Here is a 16,726-nt window from a genome sequence, read left to right as displayed (position 1 = left end):
GCCGTATGAAGCGCGGTATCGCACCATAAACATGTGACATATCCGGGAAATAGCAGTCTTTATCAAGGCTGCCTATAGAATGATCCCTGTTTAATGGGTGTGTATAAGAATGGCTTGCAGCTTGCAGGGCCGGATGGTAGGGGGACGAGGCGTCAATCAAAAATAAGAATGACTATCAAGAGAAGGAATATCTATGTCTCCCCGTTTGCTGACGGCGTGCGCCGTCTGTGCCCTGTCCGCTGCCCTGCCGTCCCGTGCGCAGGAAAGCGGCGGGGCCGCCCCGGACTATGTGGACGTCTCCATTGAAAGGATCCAGGTCATCGGTGAAAGTGTCGACCGGTCACAGGTTATCGGATCGGCGACACGGTTGAATGAAGAAGATCTGCTGGAATTCAAATATCAGGATATTCATCGCCTGTTGCGTGAAGTGCCGGGTGTCAATATCCGCGAAGAAGACGGTTTTGGCCTGCGCCCCAATATCGGCCTGCGTGGGTCCGGTGCCGACAGGTCGGCTAAAATCACCCTGATGGAAGACGGCGTCCTTATCGCACCGGCACCCTATGCATCGCCGTCCGCCTATTACTTTCCCACCATTGCCCGCATGACCGCGGTCGAGGTGCGCAAAGGGTCCAGTTCCATCAAATTCGGCCCGCGCACGGTCGGGGGCGCCGTCAACCTAGTCAGCCGGTCCATTCCGGATGAGGCCCTTGCCGGGTTTGTCGATCTGCGTGTGGGCGAAGACGGGCTTGTCACCGGCCATACGGCCATAGGGGGCTCAACCGGGCATATCGGCGGTCTTGTGGAAGTGTTCCGCAGCACCAATGACGGTTTCAAGCAATTGCCGAGCGGACGCGACACCGGCTTCGACGTTGAGGATTATCTCGTGAAATTCCGTCTTGAGACGGACAGGAACGCGGATGTGTATCAAGCCCTGCATGTCAAGCTGAGCCATACGGTCAATGATTCCAATGAAACCTATCTGGGCCTGACTGACGCCGATTTCGATACGGACCCTTATCAGCGTTACGCGGCGAGCGACCTGGACCGCATCGACAGCAATCATGACCAGTATATGTTGACCCATGTGCTAAAGACCGGCGGCATCGAAGTGGTGACCACGGGCTATTACAATGATTTCAAGCGGGACTGGTTCAAGTTTCATGACCTGTCCATCGGCGGCGAGACGGTGAACGCCGCCACCGTGCTTGCCAATCCGGGCGACTTTGCCACTGAACTGGGGATTCTGCGCGGCGAGATTGACAGTGACCCCGGCGCCGTGCGTCTGCGTCACAATGCACGTGAATATTACAGCGCCGGTGTGCAAAGCCTGGTGGCAATTCCGTTCGCCACGGGCGAGGCCGTGCATGATCTGGAATTTTCCGTCCGCTATCACGAGGACGAGGAAGACCGCGCCCAGTTCAACGAAAACTTTCAGATGCTGAACGGAACCCTGGTGTTGAGCGAAGTGGAAACCGTCGGCCGGCGCGGAAACCGTGTTGTCAGTGCCGGTGCCTGGGCTTTCATGATGCAGGATACGATCACACTGGGACGCTGGACCATTGTGCCCGGTGTTCGCTTTGAAACGATCGATCTGCGCCGTGTGGATTTTGCCGGGGACGATCCCGACCGCAGCGGCGGTCCGACGGGCGAGCGCGACAATACCGTGAATGCCTTTATTCCCGGCCTCGGCGTCAATTATCAGGTCAATGACAATCTGACTTTGACAGCCGGTGTTTTCAAGGGGTTCAACCCTCCGGGACCCAGCAGTGCCGGCGCGGACGAGGAAGAAAGCATCAATTATGAGGTCGGCGCCATTTTCGACCGTGACGGTCTCTATGGTGAGGCGGTCTTTTTCTATAACGACTATGACAACATTCTCGGCACATGCACGGAGTCCACGGGTTGTCGGGGCGGTGAGATCGGCGACCAGTTCAACGGCGGCGAGGCCCGGATCCTCGGCCTGGAGTTTCTGGGCGGATATGCCTTCGATTTGGGCGGCGGCTGGCAGCTTCCGGTCAGGGTGACCTATACTTTCACGGACGCCGAATTCGAGACCAGTTTTTCCGACGGCTTCTTCGGCGATGTCGAGGCAGGGGACAGTTTTCCCGACCTGCCCAAACATCAGCTGACCGCCAGCCTCGGTGTGACGGAGGACCGGTTCCGGGCGTCGCTTCAGATGAATTATTTATCCGCAGCCAGATCGCGCGCCGGCAGCGGGGATATCCCGTCGGGCGAGCGTCTGGATGACCGGGTTCTGTTCGATGTATCGGCCAATTATTTCCTTTTGGACACGGTTGAGCTTTTTGCCACTGTCCGGAATCTGTTTGACGAGACCTATGTGGCGGGCCGCCTGCCCATCGGTGCGCGACCGGGCCTGCCGCGTACGGCGATCGGCGGGGTGCGTATCACCTTTTAAGACGTTTCGGCATGTCGCAATATATTCGGGGCTGGCATGTGTGCCGGCCCCGTTTTCCATCAGATGACATGGTGGCCGTCTGTTCAAGGGGGGCGGTCAGGCTATCGGCCAGAAAGCCCCGAGTGTTCCGGTCAGGCCGCTGGCTTCAAAAATCATCGGTACGAAGACGATTTCGAATACCTTCAGGGGCATATTGTATTCGGCGGCGCGGTTGTGCGCGGTCACAGGGCGGCGGGTTTCCAGTGCTCGGCTGAAAAGCGGTCTGTATTTGCTTTGCACCTCTGCCGGCAGTGCGGAGGACCACTGGCCCTGAAGATCGATATCGGTCAGGTGCACGGCACCCAGTCCCCACAGGCGGACCCGCCAGTCATCCCGGTCGGGATGGTATTCATGAATGTATATATTGGGGCGGATTTCCCCCAGGTTTTGCATGGTGACCCGGCTGCGGGGCAGGAAACCATCGACGGCTTCGGCCACCCACAAATCGTGGACGTGCTGCGTCTGGGGAACGGTCGGACCATCGATGATGGTTGGCGACTGATCCCGGCCATTTTGCGGATCATCCTGCATCTGCCCCTCTGCGCGGCCCGTATCCTCGGGATTTCAGGCTGCGCCGGCAGGCTAGCGGACAGAAGACTAATGGAAGGTTAATGGAATGGAGATGCCATCAGACGGATAGCCTGGTGGGCACCGCCCCATATCCGGGGTGAAAGGCACGGCCGGATTTCCGGCACCGCAGTCATGCCGTCTGTCAAGAAAGAGTCTCGAAAGAGTCCTGAAAGAGTCCGCCAAGAGTCTCCGGGGCGTCATCGGCACAATATATTGTAGGGCCTAATAAAACAGATACAAATGCCGGGACGGATTTCTCAGTCTTTCGCCTTGAGGCGAAGGCCAACCTGACGAAGGAGACAGGTTATGAGATATTCATCAGGCCGTGGCGGCCTCTCCATTGCCGCTTTGCGGCCCAGTCTGATGCGGGCGGTCCGCTCTGCCGTTGATAGCGGGGATACCCTGTCCGCGAGGCGGCTTTACGGTCTGCTGAACGGACCGCGTGCGGCCGCCGCCTTGGATGCGACATCCCAGGCAGGGGACGTTCTGGACACTGTCGGCCATTGGCTGAGCCGTCAGAGCGACGTGGGCAACGACCTGACATCCCACTGACCGATAGAGGCCGTATCACCGGCATTCTGGCCATTGTTCCCGTTAAACAGGGTCCGAGCGCGTGAAGCCGCAGCTGCCCGCGTGTTCACCAGGGTTTCGGTTTTATAAGACCGCTATACAGGCATCGACGGCATTTTCGAACATGGCCGGTGTCAACCGGCCCGTGTTCACATTATAGCGTGAGCAGTGATAGCTATCCACCAGTGTCAGCCGTTGCCCGTTGTATTGCAGTCTGTGGACGGCGGCGTGGGCGAAGACATGATCCTTCAGCTTTGCCCCCAGTGCGCGGACCGTGCTGTCATGGGCGATCTTGCCCAGCGCCAGGATCACTTTCATATGTTTCAGGCTGTCCATGCGGGCCAGCAGAAAGGGACGGCAGCTGTTGATCTCGGCCCCGGTCGGCTTGTTTTCCGGGGGCAGACAGCGGACGGCATTGGTGACCATGACCCCGTCCAGATGGAAGCCGTCATCGGGGCGGCGGTCATACGTCCCCGAGGCAAGTCCCTTTTTCATAAGGGTCGCGTAAAGCAGGTCCCCGGCATAATCGCCTGTAAAAGGCCGCCCTGTGGCATTGGCCCCTTTCAGGCCGGGGGCCAAGCCGACCACGAGGATCCGCGCGTCAATGGTCCCGAAGCTTTCCACGGGGCCGTTGTGGAAAGAGGGATAGAGTTCCCGGTTCTTCCGGCGAAAGTCGGCAAGACGCGGACACAGTGTGCAGTCATGCGGCGGCTCGGCAGGCACCTTGCTTGCCGCAGGCACCGCGGTGCCTTTGTCGGGAAGTGTCACGATTGACCTCTGCGCGTGGTGAAGCAGCCTGTGTGCATGATAATATTACGGCAACGTAATCATATGAGACCGGAAATATCTTCAGTCCTTCGGCGCGGCGAGGCTGTCACCATATATATCGGCGTCGTCAATCTGCGGGGCGTCGTCGTCCTCCGACATATCCGGGTTCATGGCATCCTGCGGATCCATGACATCGTCATCATAGGTCGCGGCCCGCCGGGCGCCCTTCCGGCCGAGTGTATTGCGCAGACGCGCCAGATCGACAAACTGATCGGCTTGGCGCCGTAGTTCATCGGCAATCATGGAGGGTTGCGTGGTGTTTGAACTGACGACGGTGACACGGACGCCGCGCCGCTGAACGGCCTCGAGAAGGCGCCGGAAATCCCCATCGCCGGAAAACAGAACCACATGATCGACCGCATCCGAAATGTTCAGCATGTCCACCGCGATTTCAATATCCATATTGCCCTTGATTTTGCGGCGACCATGTTCGTCGGTGAATTCCTTCACCGGCTTTGTCACAAGCGTAAAGCCGTTATAATCAAGCCAGTCTATCAGCGGGCGAAGCGGTGAATATTCCTGGTCTTCCAGAATGGCGGTGTAATAAAAGGCGCGGACAAGGCGCCCCTGACCGGCGAAATGGGCCCGCAGGTTTTTATAGTCGATTTCCATGTCCAGAGCACGGGCTGTGGCGTAAAGGTTTGCACCGTCGATGAAAAGAGCAAGCCGCTCTTCAGGATAAAAAATCATGAAAGTTCCTATCGGTGGAAAATCAAAATAAACGCACTGTTAAACATATTATCGGGACCATTGGTGTTGCCATATGGCCGGGCGACTGCATTTAATCAGTAAATACGTCAATAATACTACAATGGCGCGGCCGAGACGGAAATTCTACAGAAAAATCACCAAATTGACATTTGTGTTCCCAAGTTGGCGGTATCGTTCGACCTAGAATAGGAAAAGGTATTTCATGAAGTGTGTTCCGGTATCCGTACTGTTGGCCTTCGGGGCCAATCTGCCGTCGGCGGCGGGAGGTCCGGCCACAACGATCGCCATGGCGCTCGAACGGATAAAGGGCGAAAAATCCGTGTGTCTGACGGCGGTCTCGCCAGCCTATGCGACACCGGCCTGGCCACCGTCGGAACAGCCTGATTTCGTCAATCTGGTCGCACAGGTGGAAACCGTATTGCCGCCGGAGGCACTGTTGACTGTCCTGCATGGGACGGAGGCCGCTTTCGGGCGTGTGCGCGATGTGCGTTGGGCCGCCCGCAGTCTGGATATCGATATTCTGTCGTATGGAGATGCTGTGTTGCCGGACCCTGTAATCTGGAAGGTGGCTGCGGATGATGCGCCCGGTGCACTGCCCCGCGCTCCGCTTGTTCTGCCGCATCCCGCTTTGCACAAGCGTGATTTCGTTTTAAGGCCGTTGTGCGATATCGCGGCGGACTGGTGTCATCCGGTTTTGCGGCTGACTGCCGCGCAAATGCTTAACCGTGTCGACCATAGTGGCAACAACCGCTATGAAAAGGTGGTCTTGCCGGCCCTGTGATGCGCACAAACCCGTCCGGCAAAGGTGGGCTCATGGCCGCCGCATGGATGTTTACACGGCCTGTTCATGGCGTTATAAGCGGGCGCCTGATAGAATTTCGTGGCTCCGCGCGGCGGTCTGAGTTTTTGACGGTCCGGAGTTCCAGTATATTTAGGAGACAACCTTATGGCCCGTGTAACGGTCGAGGATTGCGTCGACAAGGTGCCGAACCGGTTTGATCTTGTCCTGGCAGCGGCACAGCGCTCGCGTCAGATTTCTTCCGGTGCGCCGCTTCTGGTCGAGCGTGACAATGATAAAAACCCGGTTGTGGCACTGCGTGAGATTGCCGAAGAAAAAGTCATTGCCGAGGACCTTTCTGAATCTGTCGTCTCAGGCCTGCGTAAGATTGTTGAATCCGATGAACCGGAAGAAGTGGACATGTCCATCCTCATGTCCGGCATGGAAACGGGCGGTGAAGGCGCGCCCGCCGTGCCGAACGGGACGGGCAGCGCCGCCGCGCAAGGCGACGCTTCCGGGGAAGAGGGCGTTGCCGAAGACGGCGCACTGTCCGGGGATAGCTAAAGGCCGTATCACGGATACGGACCTTGCGCGCTGAAAAGTGCGCGCTGCATGATGGAAACCCGGTCTCGCGCGAGGCCGGGTTTTTCTGGGCCGTACGGATATAATATCCCGCAGGCATTGAGGGCCGGTACCCTGGAAGCCTGCGGCTGACGTCATGGGGCTTGTTCGCGGGATGGACATGTCCAGGCCCCTGAATAGGCGGATGATGCAGGACATAAGGAACCACAGGCGGTGATACGCCAGTATGAACTCGTCGAAAAGGTCAAGAGTTACGACCCGGAGGTGGATGAAGCACTTCTCAACCGGGCATATGTTTTTGCCATGCGGGCGCATGGCACACAGCGCCGTGCCTCAGGGGACCCATATTTCTCGCATCCGCTTGAGGTCGCCGGTATCCTCACAAATATGAAGCTGGACGGCGATACCATCGCCACCGCCCTGCTGCATGATGTGGTCGAGGACACTGTCGCTGAAATCGGCGAAATCGACGAACTCTTCGGGTCCAAGGTGGCCGAACTGGTGGATGGTGTCACCAAACTGTCCAAGATCGAACTGCAGGCCGAAAGCGACCGGCAGGCGGAAAATTTCCGCAAATTTCTGCTGGCCATGTCGAACGATATTCGGGTGCTGCTGGTCAAGCTGGCTGACCGCCTGCACAACATGCGCACGCTCAGCTATATCAAGAAAGAGGAAAAGCGCCGGCGTATTGCGCTTGAAACGCTTGAGATATACGCCCCGCTTGCCGAGCGGATCGGCATGCACGAAATGAAGGATGAACTGGAAAACCTGTCCTTCCAGCATCTTGATCCGGAAGCGATGCAGACGATAACTGCCCGCCTGCATTACCTTATCGAGCAAAATCCCTATCTTGAAAAAGAGATGGTCGAGGTTCTGAAGTCCCTTCTGGCCGAACACGGGATCGAGGTCCGCCTGTCCAGCAGGATCAAAAGGCCCTATTCGATCTGGCGCAAGATGGAACGCCAGAATATTGCCTTTGAACAATTGTCGGATGTCATGGCTTTTCGCATCATCGTCCAGGATGTGGAGACATGTTACCGGGCCCTGGGCATTGTGCATCAGGCTTTCCCGATGGTTCCGGGACGGTTCAAGGATTATCTTTCGACACCGAAACGAAATTACTACAGATCGCTGCACACGACGGTTATCGGTCCGCATAACCGGCGTCTGGAAATCCAGATCCGAACCCAGCGCATGCACGAGGAAGCCGAATACGGCGTTGCCGCCCACTGGCAATACAAGCAGGGAGCCGACCCGAAGGAAGGGTCGCAGTACCGATGGGTGCGCGATCTGCTGGAAATTCTGGAACATGCCTCTGATTCGGAAGAATTTCTTGAGCACACCAAGTTGGACATGTTCACGGACAAGGTTTTCTGCTTCACGCCCAAGGGGGAATTGATCTCTCTGCCGCGCGGGTCTTCGCCCGTGGATTTCGCCTATGCCGTTCATACCGAGGTGGGCGATCACTGTGTCGGTGCAAAGGTGAATGGGCGCATGGTGCCGTTACGCTACCAGCTGGAAAACGGTGACCAGGTGCAGATCCTGACCTCAAGGGAACAGATGCCTTCGCCGCGTTGGGAAAGCTTCGTGATCACTGGCAAGGCCCGCTCCGCAATCCGCCGGTACGTGCGCCATCAGCGTGAGAGCGAATACATCCAGCTTGGTCAGTCATTGTTGGACAAGGCCTGCCGGCGCAATGGCCTCGATTATAATGAAGAGGCGTTGCGGGAAGCTGCCGGCATCCTCAATCTGCATGGACGCGATGATCTGCTGGCACGCGTGGGCCAGGGTGTCCTGACGGAGGAGGCCGTGCTGCGCGCCGCCTATCCGGGCTTTGAAAAAGATGCCCGCAGCAACAGGCTGCCGACAGTGCACAAAAGCGGCGCCATGGATGAGGATCATGTGATTCCGGTGTACGGCGCATCGCGCGACTCCGTGATTCGATTGGCCGAATGCTGCCATCCGGTGCGGGGTGACCGTATCGTCGGTATCCGTGTGCCGGGCGAGGGCGTCACCATTCACGCGATCAGCTGTTCACGGCTTGATGAATATGACGACCAGCTGGATGTGTGGGTTGATCTGGCCTGGCAGGGCGGGCGCGGAGACGATGCCTATTATGTCGGCAGGCTGCGCCTGGAGGTGGTCAATGAAATGGGCGCGCTGGCCAGTATTGCGGGAACGGTGTCGAAAGGCGGCGCCAATATCTCGAACCTTCAGATCCCGGAACGTGATCCCGAATTCTACATCATGCTGGTCGATGTCGAAGTCCGCGATGTGAAACATCTGAGCGATATTTCAAGGACTCTCAGGGCAAGCCGCGTGGTCAGCTCCGTCGACCGTATTCTGGGTTAGGAGAGTTTCGCGGACGGACTGTCGACGTCTGACGTCGTAATCGTTGCAATCTGTCTGATAAGAGCGGCGATTTGTCCCAAATGTCTATATGGCATGAACATGTAAGGATAATATTATGGATCGATCGACCGTGCTGGACCTGTTCCGCGAGGCCGGGGCCCTTCTGGAAGGGCATTTCATTCTGTCGTCGGGAAAACGCAGTCCTGTTTATCTGCAATGTGCGCGGGTGATGATGGATGCACGCCGGGGTGAGACCGTGTGCCGGGCGTTCGCTGAAAAGCTCCGCGATGCCGGTCATGCGGTCGATATGGTCATCAGCCCCGCGATGGGCGGGGTGGTGGTCGGCTATGAGGTCGGTCGTCAGCTTGGATGCCCCGCCGTGTTCATGGAGCGTGTGGACGGTGTCTTTGCCCTGAGGCGGGGGTTTGCCGTCGAGCCGGGGACAAAGGTGTTGATGATGGAGGATGTCGTGACAACTGGTCTGTCATCGCGGGAATGCATCGCCGCCATTCAGGCCGCCGGCGGAACCGTCGTTGCGGCGGGGTGCCTGATCAACCGGTCCGGCGGTAAAGCGGATGTGGGCGTGCCGCTGGTCTCGCTGGCCGAGATTGATGCGCCCATATATGAAGCCGACGTGCTGCCGCCGGCATTGGCGGCGATACCGGCGGTCAAGCCCGGCAGCCGCGATATGAAGGTATGATGTTCGCCGCGCGGGTGACAATGGGGGCGGCTTTCATGGCGGACAGCCGGAGACCGGCTCAAGGTGCAGAGTAAGAAATAAATGTTATTTCGAAGGCGTAATAAAAGAATGTGGTGGCAACGCCTGCGGGACTGGCTGTGGCCCCGTAAGGGTGTTTATCGCGGCTGGCGCTATCTTGGGTACCGCCTGTTGCGGCTGCCTGACACGCCACATCGCGTCGCGGCCGGGCTCGCCTCGGGTGTGGCGGTATCCTTCACGCCTTTTATCGGGTTTCATTTCCTGCTTGGCTTTGCCGTGGCGGCCATGACACGTGGTAATCTGATTGCATCGGCAATCGGTACGGCGGTGGGCAATCCATGGACATTTCCTTTTATTTTCACCCTGACCAGTGAAATCGGCACCGCTCTTCTCGGTGAACGTGTCTCAAATAACGTGCCCTTGGCGTCATTGGATACCTTCGTTACCGACCCGCTTGGGTATGTCTATGCCTTTCTCAATCTGGTTTTTCCGCTTATCGTGGGCGGGCTGCCGGCTGCGGTCATCGTCTGGGTGCTGTTTTATTTCGGATACCGGGGTTTGGCCATGGGCTACCGGGAGGCACGCCGACGGCGGCTGGAACGCCGGCAGGCAACGGATCACCGGGATGCGGCTCTTTCCGTCGGTGCGGTGGAAACAGCAGTGGAATCGACGTTGGAAAGCGGTGCATAAACGATATGACAGATCGATCCATCCCTTCTCTGCGCCTGGGCGTGAACATTGATCATGTGGCAACCATCAGGAATGCGCGCGGTATCAGACATCCCGACCCGGGCCGGGCCGCGGCCATGGCTGTCAGGGCGGGTGCCGACGGTATCACCGCGCATTTGCGCGAAGACCGCCGGCATATTTCCGACGATGATATTGCCGCCCTGTCCGACAGCCTGAGTGTTCCGCTGAACCTTGAAATGGCGGCGACCCGCGAGATGCTGGAAATCGCGTTGCGCCACAAGCCGCATGCTGCCTGTATCGTACCGGAAAAGCGGCAGGAGTTGACGACGGAAGGCGGGCTGGATGTGATAGGCCAGCACAACAGACTGACCCCTATCGTCCGCACCCTGTCGGATGCGGGCATTCGTGTCAGTCTGTTCATTGACCCCGAGCCGGCTCAGGTGCATGCGGCCTTTGATCTGGGGGCCCCGGTCGTTGAGCTGCACACGGGCCTTTACTGCGAACTCGACGGTGACGAACGCGTCGCGGAACTGGGGCGTCTGCGCGATGCGGCTGCGCTTGGCGCATCGCTGGGTCTGGAAATGCATGCCGGCCATGGCCTGTCCTATGAAACGGTCGGCCCGATTGCGGCGATTCCTGAACTGCATGAGCTCAATATCGGGCATTTCCTGATTGGCGAGGCGATTTTTGTCGGCCTTGAAGAGGCCATCCGGGGGATGCGCCGGGCCATGGATGCCGGGCGTGCAAAGGGCGAAGGCGCCTCCGGGATGCCGGCATGACACCGGTGTCCCCGAAAAATCCGCGATCTGAACCCATGGTGGAAATTGCCGGATATGGATTTGAAAAACCCAGCCTGCTGGCGGAAGCACTGACCCACCCGTCGCTTGACGGTCGGCTGAATTATCAGCGCTTTGAGTTTTTGGGTGACCGGGTGCTCGGGCTGGTCATCGCCGAATGGCTTCTGGATCATTTTCCCGGGGAAAACGAGGGCCAGCTGAACCGCCGTCTGTCGTCGCTGGTCCGCCGTGAGACCCTGGCCGAACGGGCACGGGCACTGGGGTTCGACAAGGCGTTGAAACTGATGCCGGGGGCCGAGACCGAAGGCGCGCGCACAAAAGAGGCCGTTCAGGCCGATGTGTGCGAGGCGGTGCTGGGCGCGATTTATCTCGATAGCGGCTATGAGGCCGCGCGGGCTTTTATCCGCCGTCACTGGGCTGGCCTGCTTGAAAAGGGACCGGCGGTTACCAAGGACGCCAAAACACGCTTACAGGAATTTGCCCAGGGACGCGGCTGGTCCTTGCCGGAATATCGCCAACTGGACCGCACCGGTCCCGATCATGACCCCGTCTTCACCATTGAGGTGGTGCTGGGTGATCGCGGTGCGGCCCGGGCAGAGGGGCCGGCCAAACGTGTGGCTGAACAGGCCGCGGCGGAGGTCCTGCTTACACAGCTTGAAAAGGCCCGAATATGACGGATCAGACCACATCCGATGATGCTTCTGTGGCATCGTCGCCCGCCACGTATTGCGGTTTTGTCGCCCTGATCGGTGCGCCGAACGCGGGCAAGTCGACATTGTTGAACGCTTTGGTCGGGGCCAAGGTGGCGATTGTCACCCACAAGGTGCAAACGACGCGCAGCCGCATCACCGGCATCGCGATGGAGGGCGACACCCAGCTTGTCTTTATTGACACGCCCGGCATTTTTCAGCCGCGGCGCAGGTTGGACCGCGCCATGGTCAGCGCCGCCTGGCGCGGTGCGGAAGATGCCGAGACCGTTGTGCTGATCGTCGATGCCCGCAAGGGTCTGACGGATGACGTGTCGCGCATTATAGACGGGCTGCGCGCAGGCGGCGGCAAGGCCATACTGGCCCTGAACAAGATTGATACCGTCAAACGCGACATGTTGCTTGCCCTATCCCAGGAACTGTTCGAGACAGGCGTCTTCAGCGATGTCTTCATGATTTCGGCCCTGACCGGTGATGGCGTCGCCGATCTGAAGGCGCATCTGGCGGAAATGGCACCGGCCGGCCCCTTCATGTATCCCGAAGACCAGGTGGCCGACATCACCATGCGTATGCTAGCCGCCGAAGTGACCCGTGAAAAAGTATATCTGCGTCTGCATGACGAGCTGCCCTATGCCATTACGGTCGAGACCGAAAAATGGGAAGAGCGTAAAGACGGATCCGTACGGATCGAACAGGTCATTCATGTCCAGCGCGACAGCCAGAAGGGCATGGTGATCGGCAAGGGCGGTGCGATGTTGAAAACACTCGGCAGCATGGCGCGTGAGGAGTTGGAGGCCATGCTGGAATGCCGTGTACACCTTTTTTTACATGTGCGGGTGACGGAGCGCTGGGCGGAAGACAGGGGGCGCTACAGCGATATGGGCCTGGATTATGTGGATTGATGGCGCAACCAGCCAGTATGGAGGACGCTAGCCGGTGAAGACATGGCGCGATGAAGCCATCGTGCTGTCGGCAATCCGCCACGGTGAAAGTGATGCGGTTCTGGATGTGTTGTCCGCGGCACACGGGCGGGCCCGCGGTTTCGTCAAGGGCGGCAGCGGCCGGCGTCAGCGCGCGGTTCTGCAGGCCGGCAACCGCGTTTCCGTCACATGGGCGGCCCGCCTGGAAGAAAACCTTGGCCGTTTCACCGTGGAACTGGTGTCATCGCCCCTGGGGCATTTGCTGGGCGATGGTGCCCGTCTTGCCGCGCTGAGTGCGGCGACCGCCGTGATCGCCGCCACCGTGCCGGAACGCGAGGCCGTCCCCGGTGTGCACACGGCGCTGGAGGCGCTGCTGTCGTTAATCGCGGTTGAGCATACGCAGCAGTGTGACTGGGCCGCGGCCCTTGTCCATCTGGAAGTAGGGCTTTTGGCCACCCTTGGTTTCGGGCTCGATCTGGACAGGTGTGCCGCAACGGGCACGGCGGCCAATCTGGTTTATGTCTCGCCGAAAACGGGGCGGGCCGTGTCGGTCATGGCCGGACGACCCTATCATGACAAGCTGTTGCCGCTGCCCCCCTTTCTGAGAGGCGGGAACAGTCTTGCACCCGACAGGGAAAGCGTGGCGGACGGTTTGCGCCTGACGCGGTATTTTCTGGACCGGCATGTCTGGTCCGTGCACGGGCGCGGCCAGCCGCCGGCGCGGGAACGTTTCGCCGCGTGTTTCGCATAGAAAAAGAGCGGCAAGGCCGCAACATAATGTGGCGCAGGCGGGCAGCGCTGCTATAGTCCTGCCCATGAGCAAGCCATCTGATCTAAGTCCCGAGACCATCATCGATACCCCTTTCGCCGATGCGTTGAGCGAGCGCTATCTGGCCTATGCTCTGTCGACCATCATGTCACGGTCGCTGCCTGATGTGCGGGACGGCCTGAAGCCTGTGCACAGACGGCTGTTGTATGCCATGCGGCTGTTAAAGCTGGACCCGGATGCCGGCTACAAGAAATGCGCGCGTGTCGTCGGCGACGTGATCGGTAAATATCATCCGCACGGCGATCAGTCGGTTTATGATGCGCTGGTCCGGTTGGCACAGGACTTTTCCGTCCGCTTTCCCCTTGTGGACGGGCAGGGCAATTTCGGCAATATCGACGGGGATAATGCCGCGGCCATGCGATATACCGAGGCCCGGTTGACCCAGGTCGCCCGTCTGCTGATGGACGGCCTGGACGAGGATGCCGTTGATTTCCGGCCGACCTATGACGGCGAAGACGATGAACCGGTCGTTTTCCCCGGTGCTTTCCCCAATCTTCTGGCCAACGGTTCCAGTGGGATTGCTGTCGGTATGGCCACATCCATCCCGCCCCATAATGTGGCCGAACTGGTGGACGGCCTGCAATTGTTGATCGAGGAACGGCGCGATCCCGCCCGTGCGGTCACGGTCCGCGACCTGGTGGAGCGCATTCCCGGACCCGACTTTCCCACCGGCGGTCAGATCGTCGAACCCGCCGCCAGCATATTGGAGGCGTATGAAACCGGCCGTGGTGCCGTGCGCTTGCGGGCCGTCTGGACGAAAGAGGATCTGGGACGCGGTGCATATGCCATCATCGTCACGGAAATCCCTTATCAGGTCCAGAAATCGAAACTGATCGAGAAAATCGCCGAACTGATTTCCGACCGCAAGTTACCCATTCTGGCCGATGTACGGGATGAATCCAGTGAAGACCTCCGCATCGTGCTGGAGCCGAAAAACCGTACCGTGGAACCTGAACTGCTGATGGAAAGCCTGTTCAAGCTGACCGATCTGGAGGTGCGGTTTTCTCTCAACATGAATGTGATCGGGCTGGACGGCGGTCCGCGCGTGCAGTCGCTGAAAGAGATTCTCGGCAGTTTCCTTGACCACCAGCTCACGGTTCTGAAACGCCGGACCGAGCACAGACTGTCCCAGATCGCCAGGCGTCTGGATGTGCTGGACGGCTATCTGATCGCCTATCTCAACCTGGACGAGGTGATCCGCATCATCCGGGAAGAGGACGACCCGAAGGCGTCCCTGATGGCCGCCTTTGCCCTGAACGAAGGACAGGCTGAGGCTATTCTCAACATGCGCCTGCGGTCCTTGCGCAAACTGGAAGAAATGGAAATCCGCAAGGAACATGATGCCCTCTCGCTGGAACAGGCGGACCTTCAGGCGCTGATGGGATCACCCTCGCGCCAATGGATCGCCATTGGCGACAGGCTGTCGGAGGTCAAAGATATTTTCGGACCCGAAACGGTGATTGGCAGGCGCCGCACCACTTTCGGCGACGCCCCGAAAGTGGAAGCCGTTCCGCTTGAAGCCATGGTCGAGAAAGAACCGATTACCGTGCTGCTGTCAAAGCGCGGCTGGATCCGGGCCATGAAAGGCCACGTCAAACCGGAAGAGATCCTGAAATACAAGGATGGTGACGAGGAACGTTTTCGTTTTCATGCCTATACCACGGACAAGGTCTTTCTCATGGCGACCAGCGGCCGGCTTTATACCCTTGGCTGCGACAAACTGCCGGGCGGACGTGGCCACGGCGAACCCGTACGCCTGATGGTCGACATGGACAAGAATGACGAGCCTGTCGCGCTTATCCCCTATCGTCCGGGGGGCCAGCTTCTGGTCGCCAGTTCCATCGGCAAGGGTTTTCGCGTCGACAGCGACAATGTCGTGGCCTCAACCCGTGGCGGGCGGCAGGTGTTGAACCTGTCTTCCGGTGCCGTGGCCACCCATTGCGCCATCATCGACGGGGACAGCGTCGCCGTCATTGGTGAAAACCGCAAACTGCTGATTTTCGCCCTGGGTGAACTGCCCGTGATGAACCGGGGACAGGGTGTGGTGTTGCAACGGTACCGGGATGGCGGCATGAGCGACATCCTCACCTTCCACAATGCGGACGGGTTGACATGGCCCATGGGGGGCAATTCCGACCGCTGGCGTACCGAAACGGAGCTTGCCCCATGGACGGGCAAGCGAGCTTCCGCCGGTCGCCTGCCGCCCATGGGATTTCCACGGTCAAATAAATTCAGATAGCCCAGGATAGGCTGAGACCGCCCCGCCCGGACACGGCTGGCTTTACCTAGCCCGGTGCCTTCATGTGAAAAACGTTGAGCTTGTTGCCGTCCAGATCACGGAAATAGCCGGCATAAAAGCCCATCTCCGGTGCACCGCGCGGGCCGGGAGCCCCTTCATCCTGGCCGCCCAGTTCCATCGCCTTGGCATAAACCTTGTCCACAATGTCATGTGACGGGGCTGTCAGCGCGATCATCGTGCCATTGCCAGACGTGGCGGTTTTACCGTCATGGGGTTTGGTAATGCAAAAGCCGCGGCCCCCAAACGCGGAAGGCTTCGTCATTCCAGGTGCGTTTATAGCCGAGAGCCTCGAAAACCCCGTCATAAAAGGCTGTTGCCTTGTCCATGTCATTGGTGCCGAACATTGTGTAGCCAATCATTTCAGTATCTCCCCGCATTGATCCGGATGACACACTATCATCGGCCGAATGCATGATCCACAGCCCGAATGCTTTCAGCCCGGTTCTGTCCGTGTTTTCTGAAATCGACGGTCAGTTCGCTGTGCCCAGGCGCGTCGGGGGCGTGAAATGAAAGACATTCAGCTTGTTGCCGTCCAGATCCCGGAAATACCCGGCATAAAAACCATCCTCTTCCGGACCGCGATAGCCGGGCGCCCCTTCGTTCAACGCGCCGAGCAAGAGGGCTTTGGCATGAACCCTGCCCACCTGCTCCTGGCTTTGGGCGCGGAAGGTAATCATGGTGCCATTGCCAGGGGTCGCCCGCCGACCGTCATAAGGCTTGGTGATGGAAAAGCACAAAGGGTCCTCTTCGGTACCCCAGACGATAAAGGTGCTGTCTTCCCAGTTCCGCGCGGCTCCCAGCTCCGCAAGAAGCGCGTCATAGAATTCACCGGCTTTCACAAGATTGTTGGTGCCGAGCATGATATGGCCAAGCATCGCTGGCGGGTCTCCCTCACAGGCCCGCCTTGATGTTTTTACATA

The 16,726-nt window shown here is 58.9% G+C and carries 16 protein-coding genes and 1 pseudogene; 12 read left to right on the top strand and 5 right to left on the bottom strand.

What is annotated here, in order from left to right; all coding sequences use genetic code 11:
* Window positions 1–193: 193 nt before the first annotated feature.
* On the top strand, window positions 194–2,416 hold the full coding sequence (locus BXY39_RS13295) for a TonB-dependent receptor family protein (protein ID WP_121939382.1): 2,223 nt from the start codon (window positions 194–196) through the stop codon (window positions 2,414–2,416).
* A gap of 96 nt (window positions 2,417–2,512) precedes the next feature.
* On the opposite strand, the gene BXY39_RS13290 is transcribed toward BXY39_RS13295, so the two are convergent.
* Window positions 2,513–2,986, bottom strand: coding sequence for a hypothetical protein (locus BXY39_RS13290; protein WP_121939381.1), 474 nt, complete (start codon window positions 2,984–2,986; stop codon window positions 2,513–2,515).
* A 345-nt stretch (window positions 2,987–3,331) separates the two neighbouring features.
* Between BXY39_RS13290 and BXY39_RS13285 the strand changes: the two genes are divergently transcribed.
* Window positions 3,332–3,577 (top strand): hypothetical protein, encoded by a 246-nt coding sequence (locus BXY39_RS13285; protein ID WP_121939380.1) that lies wholly within the window; start codon window positions 3,332–3,334, stop codon window positions 3,575–3,577.
* A 102-nt stretch (window positions 3,578–3,679) separates the two neighbouring features.
* Here the strand turns inward: BXY39_RS13285 and BXY39_RS13280 are convergent, their stop codons facing one another.
* Window positions 3,680–4,363, bottom strand: coding sequence for a uracil-DNA glycosylase (locus BXY39_RS13280; RefSeq protein WP_245999185.1), 684 nt, complete (start codon window positions 4,361–4,363; stop codon window positions 3,680–3,682).
* Window positions 4,364–4,444: 81 nt separating this feature from the next.
* Window positions 4,445–5,113, bottom strand: a complete 669-nt coding sequence (locus tag BXY39_RS13275; protein ID WP_245999183.1) for a LabA-like NYN domain-containing protein — start codon at window positions 5,111–5,113, stop codon at window positions 4,445–4,447.
* Window positions 5,114–5,336: 223 nt separating this feature from the next.
* Here BXY39_RS13275 and folK point away from each other — a divergent pair, with 223 nt between their 5' ends.
* The 10 genes from folK to parC all read left to right on the top strand — a co-directional run bounded on the left by folK (window position 5,337) and on the right by parC (window position 15,746).
* On the top strand, window positions 5,337–5,915 hold the full coding sequence (gene folK, locus BXY39_RS13270) for a 2-amino-4-hydroxy-6-hydroxymethyldihydropteridine diphosphokinase (RefSeq protein ID WP_121939379.1): 579 nt from the start codon (window positions 5,337–5,339) through the stop codon (window positions 5,913–5,915).
* Between the two features lie 165 nt (window positions 5,916–6,080).
* A complete protein-coding gene (rpoZ, locus tag BXY39_RS20060) occupies window positions 6,081–6,476 on the top strand; it encodes a DNA-directed RNA polymerase subunit omega (protein WP_121939378.1) in 396 nt (131 codons plus the stop codon).
* A 231-nt stretch (window positions 6,477–6,707) separates the two neighbouring features.
* Window positions 6,708–8,846 (top strand): RelA/SpoT family protein, encoded by a 2,139-nt coding sequence (locus BXY39_RS13260; protein WP_170163837.1) that lies wholly within the window; start codon window positions 6,708–6,710, stop codon window positions 8,844–8,846.
* A 115-nt stretch (window positions 8,847–8,961) separates the two neighbouring features.
* The gene (gene pyrE / locus BXY39_RS13255; protein ID WP_121939377.1) at window positions 8,962–9,546 is read left to right on the top strand and encodes an orotate phosphoribosyltransferase; all 585 of its coding nucleotides are present in this window, start codon (window positions 8,962–8,964) and stop codon (window positions 9,544–9,546) included.
* A gap of 108 nt (window positions 9,547–9,654) precedes the next feature.
* Complete coding sequence (locus BXY39_RS13250; protein ID WP_211332248.1) at window positions 9,655–10,254, top strand: DUF2062 domain-containing protein; 600 nt, start codon at window positions 9,655–9,657, stop codon at window positions 10,252–10,254.
* Window positions 10,255–10,259: 5 nt separating this feature from the next.
* On the top strand, window positions 10,260–11,033 hold the full coding sequence (locus BXY39_RS13245; RefSeq protein ID WP_121939375.1) for a pyridoxine 5'-phosphate synthase: 774 nt from the start codon (window positions 10,260–10,262) through the stop codon (window positions 11,031–11,033).
* Window positions 11,030–11,725 (top strand): ribonuclease III, encoded by a 696-nt coding sequence (gene rnc / locus BXY39_RS13240; protein WP_211332247.1) that lies wholly within the window; start codon window positions 11,030–11,032, stop codon window positions 11,723–11,725. Before BXY39_RS13245 ends, rnc begins: the two co-directional genes overlap by 4 nt.
* Window positions 11,722–12,660, top strand: a complete 939-nt coding sequence (era, locus tag BXY39_RS13235) for a GTPase Era (protein WP_121939374.1) — start codon at window positions 11,722–11,724, stop codon at window positions 12,658–12,660. Before rnc ends, era begins: the two co-directional genes overlap by 4 nt.
* 34 nt (window positions 12,661–12,694) lie before the next feature.
* A complete protein-coding gene (gene recO, locus BXY39_RS13230; RefSeq protein ID WP_121939373.1) occupies window positions 12,695–13,429 on the top strand; it encodes a DNA repair protein RecO in 735 nt (244 codons plus the stop codon).
* 64 nt (window positions 13,430–13,493) lie between these two features.
* A complete protein-coding gene (gene parC, locus BXY39_RS13225) occupies window positions 13,494–15,746 on the top strand; it encodes a DNA topoisomerase IV subunit A (protein ID WP_121939372.1) in 2,253 nt (750 codons plus the stop codon).
* A gap of 46 nt (window positions 15,747–15,792) precedes the next feature.
* Here parC and BXY39_RS20055 read toward each other — a convergent pair.
* Together BXY39_RS20055 and BXY39_RS13215 are read right to left on the bottom strand one after the other, a co-directional pair.
* Window positions 15,793–16,165, bottom strand: a pseudogene (locus tag BXY39_RS20055) (VOC family protein).
* Between the two features lie 111 nt (window positions 16,166–16,276).
* Window positions 16,277–16,681, bottom strand: a complete 405-nt coding sequence (locus BXY39_RS13215) for a VOC family protein (RefSeq protein WP_121939371.1) — start codon at window positions 16,679–16,681, stop codon at window positions 16,277–16,279.
* Window positions 16,682–16,726 lie beyond the last annotated feature (45 nt).

Source organism: Eilatimonas milleporae (assembly GCF_003688555.1).
Classification (GTDB): Bacteria; Pseudomonadota; Alphaproteobacteria; order Sphingomonadales; family Kordiimonadaceae; genus Eilatimonas; species Eilatimonas milleporae.
The sequence above is the reverse complement of the archived record's forward strand: the minus strand, read 5'-3'. Positions and strand labels throughout refer to the sequence as shown.